At 68.0% G+C, this 26901-nt stretch carries 17 protein-coding genes; 14 read left to right on the plus strand and 3 right to left on the minus strand.

The annotated features are described in order from the left end of the window. Positions 1 to 5: 5 nt before the first annotated feature. The 6 genes from GW587_RS18580 (at position 6) to GW587_RS18605 (ending at position 10321) form a co-directional block, all read left to right on the plus strand. Entirely contained in the window at positions 6 to 2324 is a 2319-nt protein-coding gene (locus tag GW587_RS18580; RefSeq protein WP_166105934.1) for an FdhF/YdeP family oxidoreductase, read from the plus strand. Beyond that, the gene (locus GW587_RS18585; RefSeq protein ID WP_166105936.1) at positions 2324 to 3199 is read left to right on the plus strand and encodes a cyanophycinase; all 876 of its coding nucleotides are present in this window, start codon (positions 2324 to 2326) and stop codon (positions 3197 to 3199) included. The genes GW587_RS18580 and GW587_RS18585 overlap by 1 nt, the downstream gene beginning before the upstream one ends. Next, positions 3186 to 5828, plus strand: coding sequence for a cyanophycin synthetase (cphA, locus tag GW587_RS18590; RefSeq protein WP_166105938.1), 2643 nt, complete (start codon positions 3186 to 3188; stop codon positions 5826 to 5828). Before GW587_RS18585 ends, cphA begins: the two co-directional genes overlap by 14 nt. A 103-nt stretch (positions 5829 to 5931) precedes the next feature. Then, the gene (locus tag GW587_RS18595) at positions 5932 to 7440 is read left to right on the plus strand and encodes an iron-containing redox enzyme family protein (RefSeq protein WP_229259534.1); all 1509 of its coding nucleotides are present in this window, start codon (positions 5932 to 5934) and stop codon (positions 7438 to 7440) included. A 1-nt stretch (position 7441) separates the two neighbouring features. After that, a complete protein-coding gene (locus tag GW587_RS18600; protein WP_166105940.1) occupies positions 7442 to 8434 on the plus strand; it encodes an isoaspartyl peptidase/L-asparaginase in 993 nt (330 codons plus the stop codon). 18 nt (positions 8435 to 8452) lie between these two features. Beyond that, positions 8453 to 10321 (plus strand): glutamate ligase domain-containing protein, encoded by a 1869-nt coding sequence (locus tag GW587_RS18605; protein WP_166105941.1) that lies wholly within the window; start codon positions 8453 to 8455, stop codon positions 10319 to 10321. Between the two features lie 52 nt (positions 10322 to 10373). On the opposite strand, the gene GW587_RS18610 is transcribed toward GW587_RS18605, so the two are convergent. Beyond that, positions 10374 to 12002: a sensor domain-containing diguanylate cyclase gene (locus GW587_RS18610; protein WP_166105943.1), complete on the minus strand. Its 1629-nt coding sequence runs from the start codon at positions 12000 to 12002 to the stop codon at positions 10374 to 10376. 148 nt (positions 12003 to 12150) lie between these two features. Here GW587_RS18610 and GW587_RS18615 point away from each other — a divergent pair, with 148 nt between their 5' ends. After that, positions 12151 to 13353, plus strand: coding sequence for a TerD family protein (locus GW587_RS18615; protein ID WP_166105945.1), 1203 nt, complete (start codon positions 12151 to 12153; stop codon positions 13351 to 13353). A 2-nt stretch (positions 13354 to 13355) separates the two neighbouring features. On the opposite strand, the gene GW587_RS18620 is transcribed toward GW587_RS18615, so the two are convergent. Then, the gene (locus GW587_RS18620) at positions 13356 to 13979 is read right to left on the minus strand and encodes a helix-turn-helix domain-containing protein (RefSeq protein WP_166105947.1); all 624 of its coding nucleotides are present in this window, start codon (positions 13977 to 13979) and stop codon (positions 13356 to 13358) included. A 135-nt stretch (positions 13980 to 14114) separates the two neighbouring features. On the opposite strand from GW587_RS18620, the gene GW587_RS18625 reads away from it, so the two are divergent. The 7 genes from GW587_RS18625 to GW587_RS18655 are packed head-to-tail and all read left to right on the plus strand — an operon-like array spanning position 14115 to position 25162. Then, positions 14115 to 16088, plus strand: coding sequence for a serine hydrolase domain-containing protein (locus tag GW587_RS18625; protein WP_166105949.1), 1974 nt, complete (start codon positions 14115 to 14117; stop codon positions 16086 to 16088). Next, positions 16088 to 17098: a dipeptide epimerase gene (locus GW587_RS18630; RefSeq protein WP_166105951.1), complete on the plus strand. Its 1011-nt coding sequence runs from the start codon at positions 16088 to 16090 to the stop codon at positions 17096 to 17098. The genes GW587_RS18625 and GW587_RS18630 overlap by 1 nt, the downstream gene beginning before the upstream one ends. Continuing rightward, positions 17095 to 18399: a peptide MFS transporter gene (locus GW587_RS18635; RefSeq protein ID WP_166105953.1), complete on the plus strand. Its 1305-nt coding sequence runs from the start codon at positions 17095 to 17097 to the stop codon at positions 18397 to 18399. The genes GW587_RS18630 and GW587_RS18635 overlap by 4 nt, the downstream gene beginning before the upstream one ends. Further along, positions 18383 to 20596, plus strand: coding sequence for a TonB-dependent receptor (locus tag GW587_RS18640; RefSeq protein WP_166105955.1), 2214 nt, complete (start codon positions 18383 to 18385; stop codon positions 20594 to 20596). The genes GW587_RS18635 and GW587_RS18640 overlap by 17 nt, the downstream gene beginning before the upstream one ends. Positions 20597 to 20601: 5 nt before the next feature. Continuing rightward, positions 20602 to 21642: an N-acetyltransferase DgcN family protein gene (locus GW587_RS18645; RefSeq protein WP_166105957.1), complete on the plus strand. Its 1041-nt coding sequence runs from the start codon at positions 20602 to 20604 to the stop codon at positions 21640 to 21642. Beyond that, a complete protein-coding gene (locus tag GW587_RS18650; RefSeq protein ID WP_207393554.1) occupies positions 21639 to 23831 on the plus strand; it encodes a serine hydrolase in 2193 nt (730 codons plus the stop codon). Before GW587_RS18645 ends, GW587_RS18650 begins: the two co-directional genes overlap by 4 nt. Further along, the gene (locus tag GW587_RS18655) at positions 23828 to 25162 is read left to right on the plus strand and encodes a dipeptidase (RefSeq protein ID WP_207393555.1); all 1335 of its coding nucleotides are present in this window, start codon (positions 23828 to 23830) and stop codon (positions 25160 to 25162) included. Before GW587_RS18650 ends, GW587_RS18655 begins: the two co-directional genes overlap by 4 nt. Here the strand turns inward: GW587_RS18655 and GW587_RS18660 are convergent. Further along, on the minus strand, positions 25159 to 26874 hold the full coding sequence (locus tag GW587_RS18660; RefSeq protein ID WP_166105959.1) for a GMC family oxidoreductase: 1716 nt from the start codon (positions 26872 to 26874) through the stop codon (positions 25159 to 25161). The two genes, GW587_RS18655 and GW587_RS18660, sit on opposite strands and share 4 nt — an antisense overlap. Between the last annotated feature and the right edge of the window lie 27 nt (positions 26875 to 26901).

Below are 26901 nucleotides of genomic sequence, written 5' to 3' on the forward strand. Positions count from 1 at the left end.
TGACAATGACGGAAGCCAGTATCGCCGATCCCTATCCGCATCCGTCCGGCGGCTGGGGCTCGGTCAAGGAGGTCGGCACCGCGCTGCTGAAGGAGCACGTGTTGTTCAAGGGCGGCGGCGTGCTGCTGCACCAGAATAAGACCGAGGGCTACGCCTGCGTCAGCTGCGCCTGGGCCAAGCCGGCCAATCCGCATCCGTTCGAATTCTGCGAAAGCGGCGCCAAGGCCACCGCGTGGGAGATCACCAACAAGCGCATCGACGCCGATTTCTTCCTGAAGCATTCGGTGGCGGAGCTGCGCACGTGGAGCGATCACCATCTGGAGGCGGCCGGCCGTTTGACCGTGCCGCTGCGCTGGGATGCGGCCAGCGACTGCTATCTGGAAGTAACCTGGCAGTCGGCGTTCGACGAGATCGGCGCCGAGCTGCGGGCGCAGCACGGGCAGGATCCCGCCGGCGTGGTGTTTTACAGCTCCGGCCGCGCCTCGCTGGAGACTTCGTATATGTACCAGCTGGCGGCGCGCATGTACGGCAACAACAACCTGCCGGACAGCTCGAACATGTGCCACGAAAGCACCTCGGTGGCGCTGCCGCCGGCCATCGGCGTACCGATAGGCACCGTGGTGCTGGACGATTTCGAGCAGACCGATTGCATCCTGTTCTTCGGCCAGAACGTCGGCACCAACAGTCCGCGCATGCTGCACCAGTTGCAGGCGGCGCGCAAGCGCGGCGTGCCGGTGATCACCTTCAATCCGCTGCGCGAGACCGGGCTGCTGCACTTCGCCAATCCGCAGTCGCCGGCGGAGATGCTGAGCCCCGCCGAGACGCAGATCACCACGCAGTATCTGCAGCTCAAGGCCGGCGGCGACAGCGCCGCGCTGATGGGCCTGTGCAAGGCGCTGATCGAGGCCGACGACGCGCAACTGGCCGCCGGCGGCCCACGCGTGCTGGACTCCGACTTCATTGTCGAACACACCTCGGGCCTGGACGGCTTTGCTGATGCCGCGCGCGCCACCGGCTGGGCGGCGATCGAGGCGGAATCGGGCCTGACGCGCACCGCGCTGGTGGAGGCGGCCGCCACCTACGCCAACGCCGACAAGGTGATCGGCATCTTCGGCATGGGCATGACGCAGCACCGCAACGGCGTGCAGAACGTGCAGATGCTGTCCAATTTGCTGCTCTTGCGCGGCAATATCGGCAAGCCCGGCGCCGGCATATGTCCGGTGCGCGGTCATTCGAACGTGCAGGGCCAACGCACCGTCGGCATCACCGAAAAACCGGAGCTGGCGCCGCTGGACAAGCTGAAGGAACAATATCGTTTCGAGCCGCCGCGCGAAAAGGGCCTGAATACGGTCACGGCCTGTCGCGGCATCCTCGACGGATCGGTGCGCGCCTTCATCGGCCTGGGCGGCAATTTCGTCCGCGCCGCGCCGGATACCGACCGGCTGGAGCCGGCGTGGGAGAAGCTGCGCCTCAGCGTGCAGATCTCCACCAAGCTGAATCGCAATCACCTGGTGCATGGCGCGGTGTCGTACATCCTGCCTTGCCTGGGCCGGATCGAGATCGACCGCCAGGCCGGCGGCGAGCAATCGGTCTCGGTCGAGGACAGCACCGGCTGCATGCACGGCTCGCGCGGGCGGGTCGAGCCGGCGGCCGACTCGCTGCTGTCCGAGCCGGCCATCGTCGCCGCGCTGGCGAAGGCGATGCTGGCGCCGGAACAAGCGGCGCTGGCGCCGTGGGACGCGTGGGTCGCCGATTACGCCAAGGTGCGCGACGCGATCGCGGTCACCTACCCGGAGATCTTCCACGATTTCAATGCACGCATGTGGACGCCGGGCGGCTTCCGCCGGCCGGTGCCGGCCGCGCGGCGCGAGTGGAAGACGCCCAATGGCCGCGCCAATTTCATCACGCCGCCGACGCTGGTGGCGGACCCGGACCAGGCGCCGGTCGGCGGCGAGGTGCTGCGCCTGTTCACGCTGCGCAGCGACAGCCAGTTCAACACCACCATCTACAACGAGGACGACCGCTTCCGTGGCATCTATGGCGGCCGCCGCGTATTGCTGGTCAACCCCGCCGACATCACGCGTCTGGGCTTCGCCGAAGGCGACGAGGTCGATGTGCGCGGCGTGTCTGGCGACGGCGACGGCGTCACCCGCCGGGTGAGCGGCCTGCGGCTGGTGGCCTACGACGTGCCGCGCGGTTGCATCGGCGGCTACTACCCCGAATGCAATCCCTTGCTGCCGCTGGAACACCACGCGGTGGGCAGCATGGTACCTGCGGCGAAATCGATCTCGGTGGTACTGGAACAGCGAAACAAGGAGATGTGATGGAAACCAACCACGGCCACGGCCACCTTGTCATTATCGGCGGTCATGAAGACCGCACCCACGACAAGGCTGTATTGCAGCGCTTTGTCGAGCTGGCGGGCGGCCCGGAAAAGAAGATCGTGGTGATCTCGGCGGCCAGTGGCGTCGCCGAAAAGATGTGGGCAATCTACGACCAGGCTTTCGCCGACCTTGGCGTGGCCAGGCGTGCCCACCTTCGCATCGAATCGCGCGAAGACGCCAACGCCGACACGGTGCTGCGCGAACTGGCCGACGCCGGCGGCATCTTCATGACCGGCGGCGACCAGAAGCGCCTGATGGCCAATATCGGCGGCACCGCCTTCGACCGCGAGCTGCACGCCGCCTACCTGAAGCGCGGCGTCTGCATCGGCGGCACCAGCGCCGGCGCCTCGGCCATGTCCGGCCATATGCTGGCCACCGGCCACGCCGGGACCACGCCGGAGAAGGGCGCCGTCAATCTCGGCGCCGGCCTTGGCCTGGTGCGCGGCGTGGTCATCGACCAGCATTTCTCGGAACGCCACCGGCTGTCGCGGCTATTGACCGTGGTGGCGCAAAACCCCTATCTGCAAGGCGCCGGCATCGACGAGGACACCGCGCTGGTGATCGAGCGCGGCGTCGGCATCGAGGTGATCGGCCAGGGCGCGGTCACCATCGTCGACGGCCGCACCATGCACTCCAACATGGCGTCGGCCGCCAGCGGCGAATGTCCGCGCCTGGTCGACGTGCGCCTGCACCTGCTGCCGACCGGCACCCGCTACGCGCTGTCCGGCCCCGGCGAGGACGGCGACGTCCCGGCCGCGCTGCGGGACTTCATCAACACAGTCACCAAACGGATCGATTACCATGAAAATCACTAAGCTGCGCTATCTGCGCGGCGCCAACCTGTATGCCGCCCATCCATGCCTGCTGGCGACCATCGACCTGCAACAGCTGAAGAACGCATCGACCGCGGACCTGCCGGACTTTGGCGGCGGCCTGCTGGCGCTGATGCCGTCGCTGCGCAAGCGGGAGCGCGCCGGAGGCCGTCCGGGCGGCTTCGTCGAGCGGCTGGAACAGGGCGCGCACTTCGCCGATGTGGTCAAGCACGTGACAATGGAGCTGCAACAGCTGGCCGGCCACCAGGTCGTCTTCAGCCACGTCGGAGAAGTGCGCGGACAGGACAGCTGCTATAACGTGGTCTGTGCCTATGTTTCCGAGCGTACGGTGACCGCCGCGCTGGAGATGGCGCTGGAACTGGTGCCGGCGCTGGCGAGTCGCCAGCCCTACGCCTACGCCGACAAGCTGGCGCAGTTGCGCCGCCTGGCGCAGCGCAGCGCGGTCGGCACCAGCACCGGCGCGGTGGTGGGCGCGGCGCAGCGGCGCGGCATCCCGGCGCACCGCATCACAGAAAGCGCCAATCTGTTCCAGCTTGGCTGGGGCAGCAAGCAGAAACGCCTGCAGGCGACCATGACCGGCGCCACCAGCCACATCGCGGTCGGCCTGGCCAGCGACAAGCACCTGACCAAGGCGCTGCTGGAGGAGGCGGGACTGCCGGTGCCGCAGGGTGAAACCGTCACCGACATCGAGGAGGCGCGGCAGGTGGCGCGCCGGCTGCACTGCGCGGTCACCATCAAGCCGCTGGACGCCAACCAGGGCAAGGGCGTGACCACCATCTGCAACAGCGACGAGGAAATCGCCGCCGCCTTCGAGCACGCGCGCCAGTACAGCCGCCATGTGATCGTGGAGCGCCATCTGAAAGGCCGCGATTATCGCGTGCTGGTCGCCGGCGGGGCCATCGCCGCCGCCTCGTACCGCCGTCCGCCGCTGGTGACGGGCGACGGCGCCAGCACCATCCGCGAGCTGGTCGAGGTGGAGAACCGGAACCCGGCGCGCGGCGAGGGCCACAGCAATATCCTGACCAGGATAACGCTCGACGATCACGCGCTGGCCGCGGCGAGCAAGCAAGGCTTCGATTTCGATTCGGTGCCGCCGGCCGGCGTCGAAGTTGAATTGCGCGGCAACGCCAATTTGTCCACCGGCGGCACCGCCGAAGACGTGACCGACCTGCTGCCGGCGTCCACCGCCCGCATCTGCATCCGCGCCGCCAGCAGCATCGGGCTGGATGTGGCGGGCATCGACATCATCTGCGAGGACATCTCGCAGCCGCTGGCGGAGCAGGGCGGCGGCATCATCGAAGTCAACGCGGCGCCGGGCATCCGCATGCACCAGTACCCGAGCCGGGGCACGCCGCGCGATGCAGGCGACGCCATCGTCGAAGCGATGTTCGGCGACAGCGATGGCCGCATTCCGGTCGTCGCCATCACCGGCACCAACGGCAAGACCACCACCACCCGCCTGATCGCGCACGCGGCCGGATTGACCGGCCTGCATACCGGAATGAGCACCACCGAAGGCGTCTACATCGACGGCGTGCTGCTGGAGCAGGGCGACTGCACCGGCTACCACTCGGCGCGCATGGTGCTGAGCGCGCCGGAGGTGGAATTCGCGGTGCTGGAGACGGCGCGCGGCGGCATTCTCAAGCGCGGCCTGGCGTTCGACCGTTGCGACGTCGGCGTGGTGCTCAACGTGACCGAGGACCATCTGGGCATGGACGGCGTCGATACGCTGCAAGACCTGGCGCGGGTCAAGCAGGTGGTGGCCAACGCCGCCGCCGGCGCGGTGGTGCTGAACGCGGAAGATCCGTTGTGCGTGGCGATGGCGGCGCAACTGCGCAGCGGGGTGGAGTTGCTGTATTTTTCCCTCGACGCCGAAAACCCCGAGCTGCTGCGCCACCTGGAACAGGGCGGCCGAGCGGTCTATCTGCAGGACAGCATGGCGATCCTGGCCGACGGCGAACGGCACCAGATGCTGCTCGACGTGCGCCGGATGCCGGTGACCCTGAGCGGCGCGGCGCGCTACAACGTCGCCAACGCGCTGGCCGCCGCCGCCGCGCTGACGGCAGCCGGCTTCACGCCGGAACAAGTGGTGCAGGGCCTGGCGTCGTTCGTGTCCGACGGCCGCAGCAACCCGCTGCGTTCCAACATCTTCGATGTCAACGGCATCAAGGTGGTGGTCGATTTCGCCCACAACGGCGCGGCCTACATGGCGCTGTCCGAGATGGCGCGCGGCATGACGGCGGGGAAGGTGGTCGGGGTGGTCTCGGTGCCCGGCGACCGCCGCGACGAGGACCTGGTGCAGATCGGCAAGGTCTGCGCCGCCGGCTTCGACGATCTGGTGATCTACGAGTCGGAAAATCGCGGCCGCGCCCAGGGCGAGACGGCGCGGCTGCTGACCAATGGGGCGCGCAGCGCCGACGTCGACACCGGGCGCCTGCACTGCAAGCTGGACGTGCACCGCGCGATCCGCTTCGGCTTGGGCATGTGCAAGCCGGGCGACGTGCTGGTGTTCGGCTGTGGCTCGTCGATGAGCGAATTGATCGAGGCGCTGCGTCCGGAGATGCCGGCCATCGCCGAACGCATCGCCAGCGAGACCGAGACGCCGGCGTGAGCGTGTAAGCGTGTTCTTACGTCAACACAGGGGGCGCACTGATTCGTTGCCGCCCCCGCGCCGCCCATAATGAGGTATCAGCATCGCCCGGCGACTTCGCCGCATGCTTCACCTTTTTTGGGAATACACCATGTCCAATGTGGCGCAAGCCTTCCCCGTCACCACCGCCGCCGCCGAAGCGGCCGCGCCGATGACGGCACAACACCTGTATATGTCATTGAGCCAGGGCGCCGGCGATGAGGACACCCGCCAGTCGGCGCGCGCCAGCCTGGAAGATTATCTGGACCAGGCGCGCGGCCTGCCGGACGATCTGCCGGCCGATATCGGCGACATGGCGGCGTGGATCACCGCGCGGTCGGAGGCCGTCGGGGCCGAGTACCACGCCTATCTGCAAAGCCGCCGCGCCGGCGCGCCGCGCCGCTATTTCACCAGCAAGGCGCATGCGCTGTACTTCATCCGCGCCGCCGCGCCGACCAAGCTGGCCGACGGGTCCTGGCTATTCGGCCTGCTGGCGCGCTGGGACGATCCCGATTTCCGGCCGCTGATCCAGACTTACCTGGAGGAGCTGGGCGACGGCGTCGCGGAAAAAAACCACGTGGTGCTGTATAAGAAACTGCTGGCCGCGCACGGCTGCGACCAGTGGCACGACCTGCCGGACGACCACTACACCCAGGGCGCGATCCAACTGGCGCTGGGCTACGACGCCGAGCGCTTCCTGCCGGAGATCATCGGCTACAACCTCGGTTACGAACAGTTGCCGCTGCACTTGCTGATCACCGCCTATGAACTCAATGAGCTGGGCATCGATCCATATTATTTCACGCTGCACATCACCGTCGACAACGGCGGCACCGGCCACGCCTTCAAGGCGGTGCAGGGACTGGAGCAATTGCTGCCGCGCTGCGGCGACGCCGCTGCCTTCATGCGCCGGGTGCGCGACGGCTACCGGCTCAATGAACTGGGCGCTTGCACCACGTCGATGATCGCGGAATTCGACCTGCAAACGGAGCTGGTGCGCATCCTGGCCGCCAAGAGCGTCGTGGGCAAGAACATGCATTCGGACTATTGCCGCGTCGGTGGCCGCAGTATCAACGACTGGCTGGCGGAGCCGGAACAGATTCCCGCCATGTTGACGGCGCTGGAAAGCGCGGGCTGGATCAAGCGCGGCGAACCGGCCGAGAACAGCCGCTTCTGGAAACTGATCCAGAGCGAGCGGGCGGAGATGTTCGGCGTGTTCAGCGATTATGAGCAGCAGGTGCTCAGCGACTGGATCGCCACCGCGCCAGCCGCCGCAGCCGCCAACCCTGCCGCCGCGCCGCGCGTGTTGAGCCACCGCGCCAAGCATCGTGCGCTGGACGCGCTGGGGCTGCACCACAGCCCGCGTCCGCAGGGCGGCGGTGTGCGCGGGGTGTTCCGTCACCATCTGCAAACCGAGGACAGCGCCAACGACGCCGGCTTCGGCAACGCGCTGCGCGAGCTGGAACAGCGCCTGGCCAATCTCGGCAGCAAGCAGGCGGCGATGACTCTGCTGCAATCGCATATGACGCCGGCCGCGCACCACAGCGCGCTGGGCCTGATGGCGACCCGCATGTTCTGCCGGCTGATCGATTGATATGGCGCTCCAGACTCCATTCCAACCCTGTGTGCTGGTGCACGGCGGCGCCGGCTCGCCACTCGCCTACCGCGATGGCTGCATCGCCGCCGCTGAGCAAGGGCTGAACGCGCTGCGCGCCGGCGGCGATGCGCTGGCGGCCGCCGTCGCCGCCGTCGTGATGCTGGAGGACGACCCGCGCTTCAACGCCGGCACCGGCTCCGCCCTGCGCATGGACGGCCGCACCATCGAGATGGACGCCGCCGTCATGGACTCGCTGGGCGCGCTGGGCGCCGTCGCTTGCCTGCAGCGGGTGCGCAATCCGGTGCTGGTGGCGAAGGCCGTCACGCACACGCCGCACTGGCTGCTGTGCGGCAGCGGCGCGCAGCGCTTCGCCCACGACATCGGCGCGGCGGAACACGATGTGGCCACGCCGCAGGCGCGCGCCCGCCACGAGGAAATGCTGCAACAGCTACGCCATGGCGAACCTGTGCGCCACGGCAGCGACAACGCCGATTTTCTCGACTACTGGAATTTCGCCATGCCGCCGCCGTCGCTCCATGATGCCGCTGCGGTAGCCGGCGCTGCGGCCACCGACGGATCCGGGCAGGGCGGCACGGCGCCGCCCACGCGGCGGGATGCCGCATGCGACACCGTCGGCGCGGTGGTGCGCGACGGCGCGGGACATTTCGCCGTCGCCGGCTCCACCGGCGGCGCCACGCCGTCGCTGCTGGGGCGTGTCGGCGACACGCCCATCATCGGCGCCGGCTTCTACGCCGGCCCGCAAGCGGCGATCGCGGTCACCGGCATCGGCGAGCAGATCGTGCGCCATCTGCTGGCGCGCACGGTGTACGACTGGCTGGCCGGCGGCATGCCGCTGGCGCTGGCGCTGGAACGCGCCGTGGCGCTGTTCGACCCGGCCGTCGCCATCGGCGTGATCGCGGTGAGCCGCGACGACAGCGGCAGCCGCAGCAACAATCCGATGCCGACCGCGCTCGCCTGCTACGCGGAATAACAATCCAGAGACAAGAACATGCACATCATCGAGCAGCGGTTTTTACGCGGCCCTAACCTGTACAACTCCAGCCGGTCGCTGATGACGGTGCTGGAATTCGCCGCCGACGCCCCGGCGCCGCTGCACGCGCGCCTGGTGCGGCTGCTGCCGGAGCTGGAGACGCATGCGGTCGACGCCATGGCCGGCGCCTTGCTGCGGCGGCTGCGCGCTGGCGCGACAACCGGCGTGTCGTCCGATCTGCCCTACATCCTGACGCTGGTCCAGCGCGAGCTGCAACGCCTCGCCGGCGCGCCCACCGCGACCGACCGCACCCACGCCGTGCGCGGCATGCCCGGCCGCTATCGGCTGGTCTGCGGCTACCACTGCGAAGCCGTGGCGGCGGAAGCGATGACACTGGCGATCGCGCTGCTCGAAGCGCTGCTGACCAACCGCCCGTTCGAGCTGTCCGCGCCGCTGGCCGCGCTGCGCGCGACCGCCGCGCGCCAGGCTCCGGATCCACAGATGGCGGAGGCGCTGGAAGCGGCGGCGCAGGCCGACATCCCCGTGTTCAAGGTCGGCGACGACGCCAACGAATACCAGCTGGGCTGGGGCAGCCGGCAGCGCCGTCTGCGCGCCGAGGACGCGGCGAGCATCGGCCCGGACGCGCTGTACGCGCTGGGCGACGGCCGCATCCCGGTGATCGCCGTCACCGGCACCAACGGCAAGACCACCACCGCGCTGATTCTGGCGCACGGCATCCGGCAAAGCGGGCTGCGTTGCGGCCTGACCACCACCGAGGGCGTGTTCGTCAACGGTGAGCGGCTGAGCAAGGGCGATTGCTCCGGCTACTGGTCGGCGCGCAAGGTGCTGATGTCGCCCGAGGTCGATGTCGCGGTACTGGAGACGGCGCGCGGCGGCATTCTCAAGCGCGGCCTGGCCTTCGACCGCTGCGACATCGCCATCGTGCTCAACGTCAGCGCCGACCATCTCGGCCTGGACGGCATCGACACCGTGCGCGACCTGGCGCGGGTCAAGGCGGTGGTGGCGCGCACCGCGGCTGGCGCGGTGGTGCTTAACGCCGAAGACCCGCATTGCGCGGCGGTGCGGCGGCGGGTGCGGCCCGGCGTCGAACTGCTGTATTTTTCGCTGGACCCGGAACATCCGGTGCTGCTGCGCCACCTTGACCAGGGCGGCCGCGCCGCCTACCTGCAGGACGGCGCGCTGGTGCTGGCCGACGGCACGCGGCGTCACGCTTTGCTGCGCGCCGACGCGATGCCGGCCGCGCTGGGCGGCCACGCCCGCTACAACATCGCCAACGGGCTGGCGGTGGCGGCGGCGATGCTGGCCGGAGGCTTCACACGCGCGCAGATGGCGGCGGGGCTGGCGAGCTTTGTCTCCGATAACCGCAGCAATCCGCTGCGCTCCAATGTTTTCCAGTTGCCCGATAGCGGCATCACGCTGATCGTCGATTATGCCCATAACCCGGCGGCGTACACGGCGCTGGGCCAGGCGGCGCGGTCGCTGGCTGGCGGGCGTGTGCTGGGCGTGATCACCGCGCCGGGCGATCGCCGCGACGTGGACCTGCGCGATGTCGGGCGGGTTTGCGCGGCGTATTTCGATGGACTGATCGTTTATGAATCGGCGCGGCGTGGCCGTGATGCTGGCGAGACCGGCGCGCTGATAGTCGACGGCATCGCGCGCGCGGGTGGAGTGTGCCGGCAGTGGCGGCAGATCGACGATGTGCGCGCAGCGCTCGACCAGGCGCTGGCACAGTGTCAGCCGGGCGATGTGCTGGTCTATGCCTGCCCGTCGACGCTGGAGATGCTGGCGGCGGCGCTGCAGACGCGCGATCCCGGCGGCGCCGCGCTCGTCGCCCTTGCGGCCGGGCTGGAACTGGCGGCCCCATAGCCCATAGCCCATAGCGCATAGCGCCGCCAGTCACACGCCTCCGCCGCGCCCCCTAATTGGCGCCGCGCACCCGCAGCAACCGTTCCGCGCCGACGCGGTTGACCGCGAAGCCGTTGCGCCCCGCCGCCTTGACGCCATACAGCGCCTGGTCCGCCGCCCGCATCACGTCGTCCATGGCGACGTTGGCGTTGGTGGTCATCGCGATGCCGACGCTGGTGGTGACCGTGCATTGCGCCTCGCCGGCCGCGAACGGCGCGCGCATCTCGTCCAGTATCTTCCTGCCCAGCAGATCGGCTTCCGCGCCGGAGGCCAGTTGTTCGAACACGATCACGAATTCGTCTCCGGCCAGGCGGGCCACGGTGTCGGTGCAGCGCACGGCGGCGGTTAGCCGGCGCGCGAACTCGCGCAGCACCGCGTCGCCGGCGGCGTGGCCCAGTGTGTCGTTGATCTGCTTGAAGTGATCGATGTCGAGGAAGGCCAGGCCGACTTGTTGACCGGACCGCGCCGCCCGCGCCAGCGCCTTGGGGAAAAAGTCGTCGAACATGCGGCGGTTGTTGATGCCGGTGAGGACATCGGTGGTGGCCAGCTGATGCAACTCCAGCTCGGCCTGGGCGCGCCGTTGCGACAAGGCGAAGAAGGCGCGGCTCAAGTGGCCGAATTCGTCGGCGCGGGTGACGTCGAACACGCCGATGTCGGCGCTGCCGGCGCTGAGATTTTCCACATGCTGCCGCAGCTTGCCCAGCGGCCGCAGCAGTTTGGCGGTCACCACCCAGCCGAACACGCCGGCCAGCAGGGTCAGCACGGCCGCGCCGATGAACGCCCGCAGCCGCACGCTTTGCATCGGCGCGAACGCGCTGCGGACCGGATACGACAGGCCGATGGTCCAGTCCACCAGCCGCAGGTGCTTGTGCACCAGCAGCGTCGGCACGCCGTCGTCGAGCAGGTCGTCCTGCCAGCCTTCGCCGCCCTTCAGCGCGGCCTCGCCGAGGGTGCCGGCGCCGTCGTCGATCTTGCTCAGGATCAGGCTTTTGTTGGGATGGTGGATCACGGTGCCGTCGTCGGTGACCATGAACAGATAGCCGTCCGCGCTGGTGCGCAGCGCGTCGAGCTGGTCGGAGAACGACGGCCGCTGCAGGTCGATCGCGCCGAGGATGATGCCGATGACGTTGCCGCCGGCGTCGCGCAGCGGCTGGGTCAGCACCACCACCGGCCGGCCCGACAGCGCGCTCTTGAACGGCGCCGAGATCAGCCCCTCGCGCGTGGCGAGGGTTTGCTGGAAGTAAGTTCGCTCCGCAACGTTGATGCGCTTGGCGTTCTTGTCGCGCAGGCTGGCGACCAGATTGCCGGCGGTGTCGAAGGCATTGACGTTGAAAAACTCGTCGCGCAACGTTTCGTGCGCCTCCAGCAGTTCCTGAAGTTGGCCCAAGCCGAGCTGCTGGCCGGGCGGCTGCTCGGTCAGCGCGCGCAGGAGTTGCCGCTTGTGTTGCAAGTCGTTGTCGATCAAGGCAGCCGCGCTGTTGAGCAGCGACAGCTCCTGGCGCGCGATCACATGCCGCAGCTCGGATTCGGCGATGAGTAGCGATATGCCACCCGTGCCGATACCCGACACCAGCACCAGCGCGATCACCAGCGCGGTGATCTTGAATTTGAAACTCAATAGCAAGCCAAGCAATGGCCGCATGCGGACACTCCCGTCGCGCCGGGCGGACCCGGCTGATTGATTGGTTCTGCGCGCCAATTATATGCTCAACCGGCGAAAACGTAAGATCATATCGAAGCGGCGATTTGCGTGGCACAATCCACCCATATCTTTGACGAGGGCGGGGCCCATGAATACTTTCGTACGCGGACAAAAAAGCAAATTATCGGACCTGGGATGCGGCACCGTTTTCGAGGTCGTTGTCGCGCTGCCGTCCTCCGGCGTGACGCTTGACCTGTCCTGCTTCGGGCTGGACGCGGCGGACCGGCTGGCCGACGACCGCTACATGATTTTCTACAACCAGCTGGCCAGTCCCGAGGGCGCCATCAGGCTCGAATTGTCGGCGGGGCGCGCGGTGTTCCAGGTCAACCTGGACGCCTTGCCGGCGACCGTCGCCAAGCTGGTCTTCACCGGCGCCATCGACGGCGCCGGCACCATGCGCGACATCGGCAGCGGCAGCCTGAGCGTCGGCAACGCCGCCAGCTTCCCGTTCGCCGGGCCGGACTTCGCCGACGAAAAGGCCATCATCCTGGGCGAGCTGTATCGGCGCGACGGCGTATGGCGCTTCGGCGCCGTGGGGCAGGGCTTCAACGGCGGGCTGTCGGCGTTGCTGAGCCACTTCGGCGGGACCGAGGCGGCGCCCACGCCGGCGCCGGCCCCCGCTCCCGCGCCCGAAAAGAAAGTCTCGCTGTCGAAAGTCACGCTGGAGAAGCGCGGCGACAAGGTGTCGCTGGAGAAAAAACAGGCGCAGGGCTTCGGCAAGATCCGCGTCAACCTGAACTGGAACCAGCGTCCGGTGGCGGCCGAGAAGACTGGCTTCTTCAGCAAAATGGGCGGCGGCAAAACCGACGCCATCGACCTCGACCTCGACCTCGGTTGCCTGTATGAGATGGCAAACGGGCAAAAGGGCGTGGTGCAGGCGCTGGGCGACTGCTGGGGCAAGTACGAGCAGCGCCCCTTCATCCATCTGGCCGGGGACGACCGCAGCGGCGCGGTGAGCGAGGGCGAGAACCTGTTCATCAACGGCGATTCGTTCGACCAGATCCGGCGCGTGCTGGTCTACACCTTCATCTATCGCGGCGCGCCGAACTGGGCCGCGACCGACGGCGTGGTCACCATCGAGCTGCCGAACCAGCCGTCGGTCGAAGTACGGCTGGACCAGGGCGGCGGGCAATCGATGTGCGCCATCGCCATGATCGAGAACGTGGGCGGCAAGCTGCAAGTGACCAAGCTGGTCGACTACATTCCCAACCAGGGCAAGGTCAGCAGCCACGAAGAGATGGACAAGAAGTACGGCTTCGGCTTGCGCTGGCGCACCGGCTCCAAGGACTAAGCCTACTCTCCGGCGTGCTGCGACAACAGCGCGTCGGCGTGCTCCTCTTCGCCGCTGGACATGACGGTCAGCAGCAACGCCTCCTCGCAGCCCTCGGCCGTCAGGTAGGCGTGTCCCATGCTTGAATCGAAATAGATCGACTGCCCCTCGTGCAGCACCACCGGGTCGTAGAACTCGGTGTTGATCAGCACACTCCCTTTCAGCACGTATGAAAACTCCTCGCCCGAGTGATGGGTCAGGCTGCCGAACTGCCGGGCGGTCTTGGCGCGCACCTTGGCGATGACCGGAATCATGCGCTTGCGGCGCAACTCCGCGCACAGGTAGTGATAGTCGTAGTTGGGCGTCTCGACCCGCACCGCGTTCTTCAGGTCGCCCAGGCTGCGGCGCGCAGTTACCGCCGGCGCCGCGTCCTCGCTCTCTTCGGCGAACAGTTCCGACATGCGCATCCCCAGCCTTTGGCTTAATTGATACAGCTTGTCGTAACTTAACGTCAGCCGGTCATGCTCGACCTTCGACAGCGTCGAGACCGGAATCCCGCTTTCCACACTCATTTGCTTCAGGGTCCAGCCCTTGCGCGCGCGCAGGCCGGCGATCAGTGCGCCCAATGTAGGCGAATTTACAGACATATTAAATTTTCCATATGTTGACAAATTATCCGTTTGAGATAATTATGTCCTGATTAGAGAAAAATTATTCGAATTAGCAAACCGCATTCTAAAGCTTGCATTAGTCAATAGCAAACACGTCAAGAGGGAGAGTCCATGGAATTCCGTAAGGTATTACTGTTGGGGGCATTGTGCCTGACCGCGATCTGCACCACAGGCATGGTGGCGGCCCAAGCGGTCAAACCGGCGCCGCTGGCGCAGGGCTTGACCAAGACCGATGTCGACAGCTGGCTCGACGGCTACATGCCGTACGCCTTGCAGACCGGCGACATTCCCGGCGCCGTGGTGGTGGTGGTCAAGGATGGCCAGATCCTGACCGCGCGCGGCTTCGGTTACGCCGACGTGGAAAAACGCAAGCCGGTCGACCCGGAGCGCACCTTGTTCCGGCCCGGCTCGGTATCCAAGCTGGTGACCTGGACCGCCGTGATGCAGATGGTCGAGAAGAACAAACTTGACCTCGACGCCGACGTCAACACCTATCTCGACTTCAAGATCCCGCCGTTCGAAGGCGCGCCGGTCACGCTGCGCCAGATCATGACCCATACCGCCGGCTTCGAAGAGGCGGCCAAGGAGATCATCGACTACGTCCCGGCCAAGACGCCGAAGCTGGGCGACCTGCTGAAGGCCTGGACCCCGCACCGCATCTATCGCGCCGGCACCACGCCGGCCTATTCCAACTACGCGACCGCCGTGGCCGGCTACATCGTCGAGCGCGTGTCCGGCCAGCCGTTCGAAGTCTACGTCGAGAAGAACATCTTCGCGCCGCTGGGCATGCGCGGCGCCAGCTTCCGTCAGCCCTTGCCGCCTGAACTGGAGCCGCATATGTCGCGCGGCTACGGCAAGCCCGGCGAGCCGGCCGAACCATTCGAGATCGTCGGCCCCGGCCCGGCCGGCGGACTGTCGGCGTCCGGCACCGACATGGGACGCTTCATGCTGGCGCAACTGGCGTATGGCGAGCTGGACGGCCAGCGCATCCTGTCGGCCGCCACCGCCGCCACCATGCTGAACAGCCCGCTGGACAAGATCAATCCGAAATCGCTGGTCGGTCCGCTGAACCGGATGGAGCTGGGCTTCTTCGAAACCAACATCAACGGCCGCGCCGTGGTCGGCCACCTCGGCGACACCGAAGCCTTCCACACCTCGCTGCATCTGTACATGAAGGAGGGCGTCGGCTTCTACGTGTCCTTCAACAGCCCGGGCAAGCACGGCGCGGTGGGCGTGCTGCGCACCGCCTTGTTCCATGATTTCTCCGACCGCTACTTCCCCTACGCCGGCGCCGCCGACGGCAAGGTCGACGCCAAAACCGCCGAAGAACACGCCCGCCTGATGGGCGGCAGCTGGGAAAACAGCCGCCGCTCCGATTCGAGCTTCTTCGCCGTGCTGGGCTTGATGGGCCAGACCAAGGTCGGCCTCACCGACAAAGGCGCGCTGTCGATCCCCGATCTGCTGGGCCGCAACGGCCGGCCGCGCGAGTGGGTCGAGATCGCGCCCTTCATCTGGCGCGACGTCAACGGCCACGACCGCATCGCGGCGCAGGTGGTCGACGGCAAACCGGTGCGCTGGAGCATGGACTTCATGTCGCCGTTCATGGTGTTCGACCGCGTCCCGGCGGGCAAGTCCGGCGCCTGGCTGATGCCGGCGCTGTGCCTCGGCCTGCCGGTGCTGCTGCTGACCTTCCTGGCGCTGCCGGTGGGCTGGTTCTGCCGCCGCAAATACGGCGCCGCGCCGCTGCCTGCCGGCAAAGCCCGCAGCGCGTCCCGCGCCACGCAGATCGCCGCCGGCCTCAGCATCGGCGTGCTGCTGGGCTGGACCGGCATGTTCTCGGCCATGCTGAGCAGCCTGAAATACGCGACCGCATTAAGCGATCCCTATCTGTGGCTGCTGCAAGTGGTGGGCGTGCTGGTGTTCGTCGCCACCATCGTCATCAGCGCACGCAATCTGCAACTGGCGCTGACCGACGGCCGTGGCTGGCTGCGCAAGCTGTGGAGCGTGCTGGTGCTGGCCTCGGCGCTGCTGCTGTTCTATGTCGCGCTGCGCTTCGGCCTGGTCGCTTTCACGGTGAACTACTAATGGGCCGCCTGACACTCAGCGTCGCCACCGAATCGCTGCGGCTGGCGCAACCGTTCCGCATCTCCGGCTACCTGTTCGAGCGCTTCGACGTGGTGGTGGTCACCCTCAGCGACGGCCGCTTCCTGGGCAGGGGCGAAGGCGACGGCGTGTATTACCTGAAGGACGACGCGCCGCACATGCTGGCCGAGCTGGAGCGCTTCCGCGACGTCATCGAAGCCGATCCCAGCCGCGAAGAGCTGCGTGCGCTGATGCCGCCCGGCGGCGCCCGCAACGCGGTCGACTGCGCGCTGTGGGATCTGGAGGCGGCACGCCACGGCATGCCGGTCTGGCGTCTGGCCGGGCAGGCCGCGCCGCGCGCGCTGCGCACCACTTTCACGCTCGGCGCCGACGAGCCGCAATTGATGGCCCAGGCCGCGCTGCGCTGCGTCCAGGCGCGCGCCATCAAGGTCAAGCTGACCGGCGATACCGAGCTGGACCTGGCTCGGGTGGCGGCGATCCGCGCCGCGCGGCCCGAGGTGTGGCTGGGCGTCGACGGCAACCAGGGCTTCGGCATCGGACAGATGGATGCGCTGGTGGCGGGGTTGGTAACGCACAACGTGTCGCTGCTGGAGCAGCCGCTGGCGCGCGGCAAGGAGGCCGATCTGGAAGGCTACCAGTCGCCGATCCCGATCGCCGGCGACGAGAGCATCCTGACCCTGGCCGATGTGCCGTCGGCGGTGGGCCGCTACGACGTCATCAACATCAAGCTCGACAAGTGCGGCGGCCTGACCGAGGGCTTGCTGATGGCGGCGGAAGCGCGCCGTCTTGGACTGGATGTGATGGTCGGTAATATGGGCGGCTCCAGCCTGGCGATGGCGCCCAGCTTCGTGCTGGGCCAGCTGTGCGACATCGTCGATCTCGACGGTCCGACCTTCCTCAGCGCCGACCGCCAACCCAGCGTCGACTATGTGCATGGCAACGTCTGGTCCTCGGCCGAGGTCTGGGGCGTCGGCGCCAAGGTGGCGCCATGAGCGACGAGCGCAGCTGGTTCGGCCACCCGCGCGGCCTGACGGTGCTGTTCCTGACCAATATGTGGGAACAGTTTTCCTATTACGGCATGCGCGCGCTGCTGGTCTATTTCATGACCAAGCAGCTGCTGCTGGGGCAGGCGCAAGCCTCCTTCATCTACGGCGCCTACACCGCCTGCGCTTATTTCACGCCCATCATCGGCGGCATCATGGTGGATCGCTTCCTCGGCAAACGGCGCGCGGTCATCATCGGCGCGTCGGTGATGGCGGCCGGCCATTTCATGATGGCGTTCGAACCGCTGTTCTACCTGGCGCTGGCCACCATCGCGCTGGGCAACGGCCTGTTCCTGCCGACCTTGCCGAGCCAGGTCGGCGACCTGTACCGCCGCGACGATCCGCGCCGTGGCTGGGCCTATAACGTCTACTACGTCGGCGTCAACATCGGCGGCTTCCTGGCGCCGTTGCTGTGCGGCACCATCGGCGAGGTCTACGGCTGGCACTACGGCTTCGGCCTGGCCGGCGTCGGCATGCTGGTTGGCTTGGCGATCTATCTGAGCGGACAGCGCCACCTGCCGCCGGAACCGGCGCGGCCGGCCAAGTCGGACGCGGCCACGCCCAAGGGCGGCTTCGACCGCCAGACCTTGCTGGTGCTGGTCGGCATCGGCGTCGCGGTGACGGTGTTCCGCTCCGCCTACGAGCAGGTGGGCAACACCGTGGCGCTGTGGGCCGACACCGGACTGGACCGCCAGGCCGGCGGCTTCCTGATTCCGATGACCTGGTTCCAGTCGCTCAATCCCTTGTTCGTCATGCTGATGACGCCGCCGTTGCTGGCCTGGTGGCGCCGCCGCGCCGACGCCGGCCACGACCAGCCGCCGGCGCGCCGCATGGCGCTGGGCGCGCTGATCATTTCCGCTTCCTACCTGCTGCTGGCCGGGCTGGCCTGGAGCGCCGGCGGACACACCACCTCGTGGGTGTGGCTGGCGCTGTTCTTCGTCGCCTTCACCTTCGGCGAGCTGTTCATCCTGCCGACCGGCCTCGGCCTGTTCGCCAGGCTGGCGCCGCTCAACCTGGGCACCACCACCGTGGCGGCCTGGTTCCTGATCACCTTCACCGGCAGCCTCAGCGCCGGCCTGGTCGGCAGCCTGTGGAGCCGCTTCGAGCACGGCAGCTTCTTCGCGCTGCTGGCGGCGCTGGCGGCGATCGCCGCAGGGCTGCTGTGGCTGCTGAATCCTGCAACTGAAAACATCAATAAATCCAAAACCAAGCACATCCAACCGGGAGAAGCACATGTTGAAGCTATCTAGCAGTTTGTTGTTGACGTCGATGGCGCTAGCCGTCACGGGGGCCTACGCGGCCGACGAACCGGAAGTGCAGCAGGTGATGGTGACCGCGCAAAAGCGTCCGCAATCGACGCTCGACGTGGCGCAGTCGGTGTCGGTGATCAGCGGTGAAACGCTGGAACGCGAACAGGCCAGCACCTTCGCCGACTATCTGAAGCTGGTGCCGAGCCTGCAACTGGTGCAGAGTACGCCTGGCGAAGGGCGGCTGGTGATGCGCGGCCTCGACACCGGCGGCGTCGCGTCGACGGTGGCGGTGTACATGGATGAAACGCCGTTCGGCTCCAGCAGCGGCCTGGTCAACGGCGCCGTGCTGGCCGGCGACTTCGATACCTTCGACATGGCGCGGGTGGAAGTGCTGCGCGGTCCGCAGGGCGCGTTGTATGGCGCCAGCTCGCTGGGCGGCCTGCTCAAATTCGTCACCAACGCGCCGGAGACCGATCACTTCCTGATGCGGGTGCGCGCCGGCGCGGCGGCGGTCGACGGCGGCAAGGTGGCCTACCGTTCCAACCTGGTGGTCAACACGCCGATCAGCGATACGCTGGCGTTCCGCGCCTCCGGTTCGTACACCAAGGAGCCGGGCTTCATCGATTCGATCGGCACCGAGGGCTCGGACCGCGCCAACGACATCAACAAATCGCGCAACTACGGCGGCCGCGCTTCGCTGCTGTACACGCCGAGCAAGGATTTTTCTGTGCGGCTGTCGACGGTGGCGCAGAACATCGAGGTCGACGCGCCGAGCACGGTGGAAAGCGATCCCCAGACGCTGGCCACGCTGTACGGCCGTCCGACCCAATCGCAATTCGTGCCGCAGTTCCACAACGTCAAATACCGCGTCTACAACGCCACGCTGAACTGGAACATGGGCTGGGCCAACCTGACCTCGTCGACCAGTTCCAGCACGCAGAAGCAGACCTACCGGGACGACGCCACCTACAATCTGAGCGGCCTGATCGAGGGCGCCTTCGGTCCGGCCAACGAGCTGTATCTGGGCCAGAACACCAATCTGAAGAAGTTCACGCAGGAGCTGCGGCTCAGTTCCAACCAGTCCGGCATGGTCGACTGGCTGGCAGGCGTCTACTACACCAACGAGGACGGCCTGATCAAGCAGCGTTACGTGGCGGTCGCGCCCGGTACGCTGACGCCGCTGACCGGCTTGCCGACGCTGGCCGAATTGTCGCTGGACTCCAAGTACAAGGAGTATGCCGCCTTCGCCAACACCACCATCCACCTCGGCGCGCGTTACGACCTCGACCTCGGCGGGCGCTACAGCCACAACAAGCAGGACGCGTTGCAGACTCAGGACGGCGCGCTGGCCGGCGGCGCCTCCACCAATACCGCCGCGTCGTCCGAGCACGTGTACACCTACGCGGTGGCGCCGAAGTTCAAGATCGACGACCGCAATTCGTTGTACGCGCGCGTGGCCAAGGGCTTCCGTCCCGGCGGCCCGAACGTGCTGCCGCCGAATCCGCCGGCCGGCACGCCGACCACCTACGGTTCGGATTCGGTGATCAGCTATGAGGTTGGCTTCAAGTCCCTGAGCCGCGACGGTATGCTGTCCTTCGACGTGGCCGCCTTCCATATCGATTGGAAGGACATCCAGCTGCTGGCCATCGTCAACGGCTTCGGCGTCAACACCAATGGCGTCGGCGCCACCTCGGACGGCCTGGAGTTCAGCGCCACCTTGCGGCCGATGACCGGCTTGCGTTTGTCGGCGAATGGCGCCTACAACAACGCGCGCCTGGACGGCAGCACCAGTCCGCTGGTCGGCGGCGTCGAGGGCGACAAGTTGCCGTTTTCGCCCAAGCTCAGCATCGGTGTCGGCGCGGATTACCGCTGGAGTCTGGGCGCGACCACGCCGGCCTATGCCGGGGTATCGCTGCGTCATCTGGCGCACCAGTCTGGCGCCTTCGACGCCGACTTCCGCACCGCCAACGGTCGCCAGCGCGAGCTGCCGTCGTACAACGTGGTCGATGCGCATTTCGGTGTCGAGCTGGGTTCGTGGACGCTTGAGGCCTATGGCAAGAACCTCGGCAACAGCAAGGGCAAGTTGTCGACCTCGCCGCAGACCGGCAACGGCGCCAACCTGTATCCGGGCGGCGCCATCGCCACCGGCATCATCGCACCGCGCACGCTGGGCGTGACGCTGACCAAGGAGTATTGAACTTGATGCTGAATCCGACTGCGGACAACACACTGGGCCGGTATCTGCTGTTTCTCGGCGATACCGTCGAGCCGGGCTACGCCAAGACCGCCTTCGGTTTGCGCGATTGGGCCGGCGAGCGTTGCGTCGGCGAGCTGGCGCTGCCGGCCGCCACCGTCAGCACCGGCCTGACGCCGATGACCGCGCGGCAGGCGCATGACCTTGGCGCGACCGCGCTGGTGATCGGCGTCGCCGCGCCGGGCGGCATGATCCCGGAGGCCTGGGTGCCGGCGCTGCTGGAGGCGCTGGAGGCCGGGCTGGATCTGGTGTCCGGCATGCACGTCAAGCTGGCGCAGTTGCCGCCGTTGCGCGAGGCGGCAGGGCGGCTGGGGCGGCGCCTGATCGATATCCGCACGCCGCCGGCCGATATTCCGGTCGCCAGCGGGGTGAAGCGGCCCGGCCGGCGGCTGCTGACGGTCGGCACCGATTGCGCGCTGGGCAAGAAGTACACGGCGCTGGCGCTGACGCGGGCGTTGCGCGCACGCGGCGTGGCGGTCGATTTTCGCGCCAGCGGCCAGACCGGCATCCTGATCGCCGGCGGCGGCATGCCGATCGACGCGGTGGTGGCCGACTTCGTGGCCGGCGCGGCGGAGATGCTCAGCCCGGCCGCCGCGCCGGATCATCTGGACGTGATCGAGGGGCAGGGCTCCTTGTTCCATCCGGCGTATGCCGGCGTGTCGCTGGGGCTGTTGCATGGCAGCCAGCCGGACCTGTTCGTGGTGTGCCACGATCCGGGGCGCAGCCATATCCTCGGCTTTCCGGCCAAGCCGCTGCCGACGATCGAAGCGGTGATCGCGCAGACCGTGGCGCTGGGGCGCGTCACCAATCCCGACATCGCATGCGCCGGCGTCGCACTGAACACGTCGGCCATGACGCCGGAGGCGGCGCAGGCCGAGATCGACGCGCTGTCGCAGCGGCTGGGCCTGCCGGTCGCCGATCCCATCCGAGGCGGCGCCGCCTTCGAGCGGCTGCTGGACGCCTGCCTTGCCAACCAGGAGCAAGCATGAACAAGCCGATCCCCCCGCTCGCACACCCGACAACGCCGCCGCTCCACGCCCGGCCGCTGCCGCACACACCGCGCCCGGCCCAGCCGCTGCCGCACGCGTCCCCAGTAGCCCGGCCCTTGCCGCAAGCACCACGCCCGGCCCAGCCGCTGCCGCATGCGTCCCCCGTGGCCCGGCCGTTGCCGCAGGCATCACGCCCGGCCCAGCCGCTGCCGCATGCGTCCCCCGTGGCCGGGCCGCTGCCGCATGCGTCCCCCGTGGCCGGGCCGCTGCCGCAGACGCCGCGCTCGGCCCGGCCGCTGCCGCAAACGTCGCGCCTGGGCCAGCCGCTGCCGCATGCGTCCCCCGTGGCCGGGCCGCTGCAGCAAACGCCGCGCTCGGCCCAGCCGCTGCAGCAGCCGTCCCCCGTAGCCCGGCCGCTGCAGCAAACGCCGCGCCTGGCCCAGCCGCTGCAGCAGACGCCGCGCCCGGCCCAGCCGCTGCCGCAGCCGTCCCCCGTGGCCCGGCCGCTGCCGCAGACGCCGCGCTCGGCCCAGCCGCTGCCGCAGACGCCGCGCCCGCCTCAGCCGCTGGCCCGGATGCCACGCCTGACCTTGATGCTCCCTCTGGCCAGGCCGCTAACGCGGGCGCTGGCCATGACCCTCACCTTGATGGCCGCAGCCGGCACATGCGCCGCCGCACCGCCTGCCCATTTCGACGCCCGCGTCGAAGCCCTGCGCAAACAGATCGGCGTCCCCGGCATGGCGATCGCCATCGTCGAAGACGGCAAGACCACCCTGGCGCGCGGCTACGGCATCCGCCAGCTGGGCGCCCCGGCGACGGTCGACGCCGACACCCTGTTCCCGATCGGCTCCACCAGCAAAGCCTTCACCACCGCCGCCCTGGCGACCCTGGTAGACGCCGGAAAAATCGGCTGGGACGACCCAGTGATCGACCACCTGCCGGACTTCCGCATGGCCGACCCCTGGGTCACGCGCGAACTGACGATCCGCGACCTGCTGGTCCACCGCAGCGGCCTCGGCTACGGCACCGGCGACCTGCTGTTCGTCCCGCGCAGCAACGTCTCGCGCGCCGAAGCCGTGCGCCGCCTGCGCTACCTGAAACCCACCACCAGCTTCCGCACCACCTTCGCCTACTCCAACCTGATGTACGTGGTGGCGGGCCAACTGATCGAAGCCGTCAGCGGCCAGCGCTGGGAAGACTACGTGCGCGATCACGTGCTGCTGCCGGCCGGCATGCGCACCTCGACCGCCGACAACGAACGCAACTTCGCCACCGAAGACCGCGCCTACCCACACGCCCGCATGAACGGCGGCCTGCGCGGCGCCGGCGACCAGGAACGCCTCGACGAGCGCGACGACCTGGGTCGCAACGCCGCGCCGGCCGGCGGCATCGCCAGCAGCGCCAACGACCTGGCGCGCTGGCTGCAAGTGCAGCTGGCGGCCGGCAAGACCGCCGACGGCCAGCGCGTGTTCAGCGACAAGGCGCACCAGCAGATGTGGGCGCCGGTGGTGCAGATGCCGATCAGCCAGATGCCGCCCGAACTCAAGCCGCTGCAATCGCAATTTTCCAGCTACGCCCTCGGCTGGGACGTGGTCGACTATCGCGGCGTGCGGGTGATCTGGCACGGCGGCGCGGTGTTCGGCTTCAAGACCGCCGTGGTGATCCTGCCGGAGAAAAAGGTTGGTTTCGCCATCACCATCAACAGCGAGGACGGCGCCCTCATTCGCGGCCTGATGTACGAGCTGATGGACCACTACTTGGGCTTCGCGGCCGCCGACTGGCCGGCCAAGTTCCAGGCCTTCAGCAAACAACAGGTGACGCAGGGACTCGACCTGCTGAAATCCGCGCAAGCCAGCCCGGCCAAGGTCGGACCGTCGGTGACGCCAGCCTCGCTGGCCGGGACGTACAAGGATCCGTGGTACGGCGATATCGAAATCGCCGCCACGCCGGCCGGGCTGGGCATCGACTTCAAGTCGACCCCGCGCATGGGCGGCAAGCTGGAGCACTGGCAGTACGACACCTACATCACGCGCTTCGATGACAAGACTATCGAGCCCGCGTATGTTACCTTTGCGCTGGACCAGGACGGCAAGGTCGCGCGCATGACGATGAAGGCCGCGTCGCCGATCGCCGACTTCAGCTGGGATTATCATGACTTGAACTTCACGCCGGTAAAGGGCAAACAATGATGCGACGTATGACTTGTGGCGCGGCGGCGGCCGCGTTGTTGACCCTGGCGGGCTGCGCCGCCACGCCAACCGGCCAGACCGGCGCCGACGCTGGCCACGCAACGCCTGCGGCCTCGACCCGCGCCGCCGCGCCTGGGCCGACGCTCGCCGACGCGAACCACGCAACGCCGGCCGGCCCGATCCGCTCCCCCGCGCCCGGCTCGGCCCTCGCAGATGCGGGCCACGCCAGGCTGCTGACGCTGGACACGCACCTGGACAGCCCGGTCCACTTCGGCCGCGCCGGCTGGAGCTTCGCCGACCGCCACGATCCGGCCACCGAGATGGCGCAGGTCGACCTGGCGCGCATGGCCGACGGCAATCTGGACGGCGGCTTCTTCGCCATCTTCACCCCGCAAGGCCCGCTGACACCGGAAGGCTACGCCGCCGCCAATACCTGGGCGCAGACCCGTTCAAAAGAAATCGACGCGATGGTCGTCCGCTTCGGCGACCGCATCGGCGCCGCCCGCAGCGCCGACGACGCGCTGGCGCTGGATGCCAAAGGCAAGCTGATCGCCTTCAAGAGCATCGAAAACAGCTACCCGCTGGGCGAGAGCGTGGCCGGCCTGGCCGACTACCAACGCCAGGGCGTACGCCTGGCCGGCATCGTCCACACCGAGAACAACCAGTTCGCCGACTCCGCCACGGACAAGCCGCGCTGGAACGGCCTGAGTCCGCTGGGCCGCGCCTGGGTCAGCGAGATGAACCGGCTCGGCATGGTCATCGACGCCAGCCACGCTTCCGATGCCAGCTTCGATCAACTGCTGGCGCAATCGACCGCGCCGATCCTGCTGTCGCACTCCGGCTCGCGCGCGATGTTCGACCACCCGCGCAACCTCGACGACGCGCGCCTGCGCAAGCTGGCCGCATCCGGCGGCGCGCTGTGCTTCAGCACCATCTACCTGGGCAAGGCGGAGATGGGCGAGGAGCGCCTGGCCTTGTTCGACCAAAGCGAGCACATCTCGTCGCTGAATCCCGCCAGCCAGGCCGAGTTGAGCGCACGCTGGATCGCAATGGACAAAACCGCGCCGATCTGGAACGCCACCTTCGACCAATACATGACAGCGCTGCTGCACGTGATCGCCGTGGCGGGTCCGGAGCACGTTTGCTTCGGCGCCGACTTCGACGGCGGCGGCGGCATCGCCGGCCTGCAAAACGTCACCGACCTGCCGCGCATCACCGCCCGCCTGAAAGCGGCCGGCTACGCCGACGCCGACCTGCAGAAAATGTGGAGCGGCAACGTGCTCCGCATCCTGCGCGCCGCGCAGGCCCAGGCCGCCGCCGCACCGCGCTAGTCGTTGAGGATCTCGGCCAACCGTTCGCCGATGATGACGCACGGCGCCTGCGTATTGCCGGTGGTGATGCGCGGCATCACCGAGCCATCGGCGATGCGCAGGTTCTTCACTCCATAGACGCGCAGCTTCGCATCCACCACCGACATATCGTCCCTTCCCATCTTGGCGGTGCAGGTTGGATGGTGCATCGACATCGCGCCGTTGCGGATCAGGTCGTCCAAGGCCTCGCCTTCGACCGGCCCCGGCAGGATCTCGCGCTTGACGAAGGGCTTCATCGCCTCGGAGTTGCCGATCTCGCGCGCGATCCGCATGCCTTCGCGCAAGGCGATCAGATCGCGCGCATCGCCGAGCATATTGGCGTGGATCTCGACCGCGTCATAGGGGTTCGCCGATTTCAGGCGCAGGAAGCCACGACTCTCCGGCCGCGCCAGTCCGGGGCTGATCGACCACACGTTCTCGCTGGCGTATTGCATGGTCACCTCGGACAGATACGGCGCCTCGACCTGCCAGAGATGCAGGTCCGGCGTGGCGAGGCCGGGGCGGCTCTTGGTGAACAGATTGGCTTCGGCCGCGTTGTTGCGCGTCGGCAGTGGACCGGGCGCCTCCCACAAGCCGCCGCCGATGATCGGATGGTCCTGGAAATTCTGCCCGACGCCGGGCAAGGCGGACAGTACCGGGATGCCGAAGCGGTCCAGCTGCGCCTGGTCGCCTATGCCCGACAGCATCAGCAGCTTGGGCGTCTGGATCGCGCCGGCCGACAGCACCACCTCGGCCGATGCGGCGACGCTGTGGATGCTGCCGCGCCACTCGAATTCCACGCCGGTGATGGTGTCGCCGTCGCTGGTCAGGCGGCGCACATGGGCGTTGCGCAGCACGGTCAAATTGTCCTGGTCCATCACCGGGTACAGGTAGCTGGCCGGCATGTTCAGCCGCCGCCCGTCGCGGATGCGGACGTTGGTGATGGCGCCGCCGCCGGGGCCTTCCTGCATGGCGCCATTCTGGTCGGCGAAGGTCGGAATCCCCAGGCCGGCCGCGCCGGCCAGGAAGGCCGAGGCGATCGGCGCGGCGTCCGGGGCCGGCTGTACGAACACTTCGCCGCCGCTGCCGCGCCGCGCCGGATCGGGTGCGCCGTGCCAGTCCTCGATGCGGCGGTAGATGTCGAGCACATGGCGATAGCCCCAGGCGCTGTCGTCCGCCGCCCGTTCCCAATAATCGAAATCATGCTGGTGGCCGCGCGCCCACACCATGCCGTTGATGCTGGTGCCGCCGCCCAGCGCCTTGCCCATCGCCTGCGCGATCGAACGCTGGTTGACGTGCGCGTCGGGTTCCGCAGAGAAGGCCCAGTCGAACTCGCCGCCCTGACTGTAGAACCAGGTTTCGGTGACCAGGATGCTGGCGTGCAGATCGTTGCCGCCCGCTTCGAGCAGCAGCACGCGCGTATCGCGCTTCTCGGCGAGGCGGCGCGCCACCACCGAGCCGGCGGCGCCGGAACCGACCACGATGTAGTCGTAGCTGGCGCGCAGGTCGGCGGAGCGGACGGCCTGGTTGACGGCGATGGCGATGAACTTGTCGGCGGCGTCGGCGATGTCGGCGCGCGGCAGGCCGAGCTCGGTGGCCTGCGCGATGAAGCCGGCTTTGTCGATGTCGCCTGCAAGCAGCCGGCCTTCCAGTAACGCGAATTGCACGCCTTTCGAGGCGGTGGTGGTGGACATGGAGATCTCCTGAGTGGGCGCTGCGAT

It is taken from the genome of Duganella aceris, assembly GCF_011090165.1.
Lineage (GTDB): Bacteria > Pseudomonadota > Gammaproteobacteria > Burkholderiales > Burkholderiaceae_D > Rugamonas > Rugamonas aceris.

What these genes read in the sequence shown, in the direction of transcription:
- GW587_RS18580 (WP_166105934.1), top strand. Translation starts at nt 6, where the DNA reads ATGACGGAAGCCAGTATCGCCGATCCCTATCCGCATCCGTCCGGCGGC.
- GW587_RS18585 (WP_166105936.1), top strand. Translation starts at nt 2,324, where the DNA reads ATGGAAACCAACCACGGCCACGGCCACCTTGTCATTATCGGCGGTCAT.
- cphA (WP_166105938.1), top strand. Translation starts at nt 3,186, where the DNA reads ATGAAAATCACTAAGCTGCGCTATCTGCGCGGCGCCAACCTGTATGCC.
- GW587_RS18595 (WP_229259534.1), top strand. Translation starts at nt 5,932, where the DNA reads ATGCTTCACCTTTTTTGGGAATACACCATGTCCAATGTGGCGCAAGCC.
- GW587_RS18600 (WP_166105940.1), top strand. Translation starts at nt 7,442, where the DNA reads ATGGCGCTCCAGACTCCATTCCAACCCTGTGTGCTGGTGCACGGCGGC.
- GW587_RS18605 (WP_166105941.1), top strand. Translation starts at nt 8,453, where the DNA reads ATGCACATCATCGAGCAGCGGTTTTTACGCGGCCCTAACCTGTACAAC.
- GW587_RS18610 (WP_166105943.1), bottom strand. Translation starts at nt 12,002, where the DNA reads ATGCGGCCATTGCTTGGCTTGCTATTGAGTTTCAAATTCAAGATCACC.
- GW587_RS18615 (WP_166105945.1), top strand. Translation starts at nt 12,151, where the DNA reads ATGAATACTTTCGTACGCGGACAAAAAAGCAAATTATCGGACCTGGGA.
- GW587_RS18620 (WP_166105947.1), bottom strand. Translation starts at nt 13,979, where the DNA reads ATGTCTGTAAATTCGCCTACATTGGGCGCACTGATCGCCGGCCTGCGC.
- GW587_RS18625 (WP_166105949.1), top strand. Translation starts at nt 14,115, where the DNA reads ATGGAATTCCGTAAGGTATTACTGTTGGGGGCATTGTGCCTGACCGCG.
- GW587_RS18630 (WP_166105951.1), top strand. Translation starts at nt 16,088, where the DNA reads ATGGGCCGCCTGACACTCAGCGTCGCCACCGAATCGCTGCGGCTGGCG.
- GW587_RS18635 (WP_166105953.1), top strand. Translation starts at nt 17,095, where the DNA reads ATGAGCGACGAGCGCAGCTGGTTCGGCCACCCGCGCGGCCTGACGGTG.
- GW587_RS18640 (WP_166105955.1), top strand. Translation starts at nt 18,383, where the DNA reads ATGTTGAAGCTATCTAGCAGTTTGTTGTTGACGTCGATGGCGCTAGCC.
- GW587_RS18645 (WP_166105957.1), top strand. Translation starts at nt 20,602, where the DNA reads ATGCTGAATCCGACTGCGGACAACACACTGGGCCGGTATCTGCTGTTT.
- GW587_RS18650 (WP_207393554.1), top strand. Translation starts at nt 21,639, where the DNA reads ATGAACAAGCCGATCCCCCCGCTCGCACACCCGACAACGCCGCCGCTC.
- GW587_RS18655 (WP_207393555.1), top strand. Translation starts at nt 23,828, where the DNA reads ATGATGCGACGTATGACTTGTGGCGCGGCGGCGGCCGCGTTGTTGACC.
- GW587_RS18660 (WP_166105959.1), bottom strand. Translation starts at nt 26,874, where the DNA reads ATGTCCACCACCACCGCCTCGAAAGGCGTGCAATTCGCGTTACTGGAA.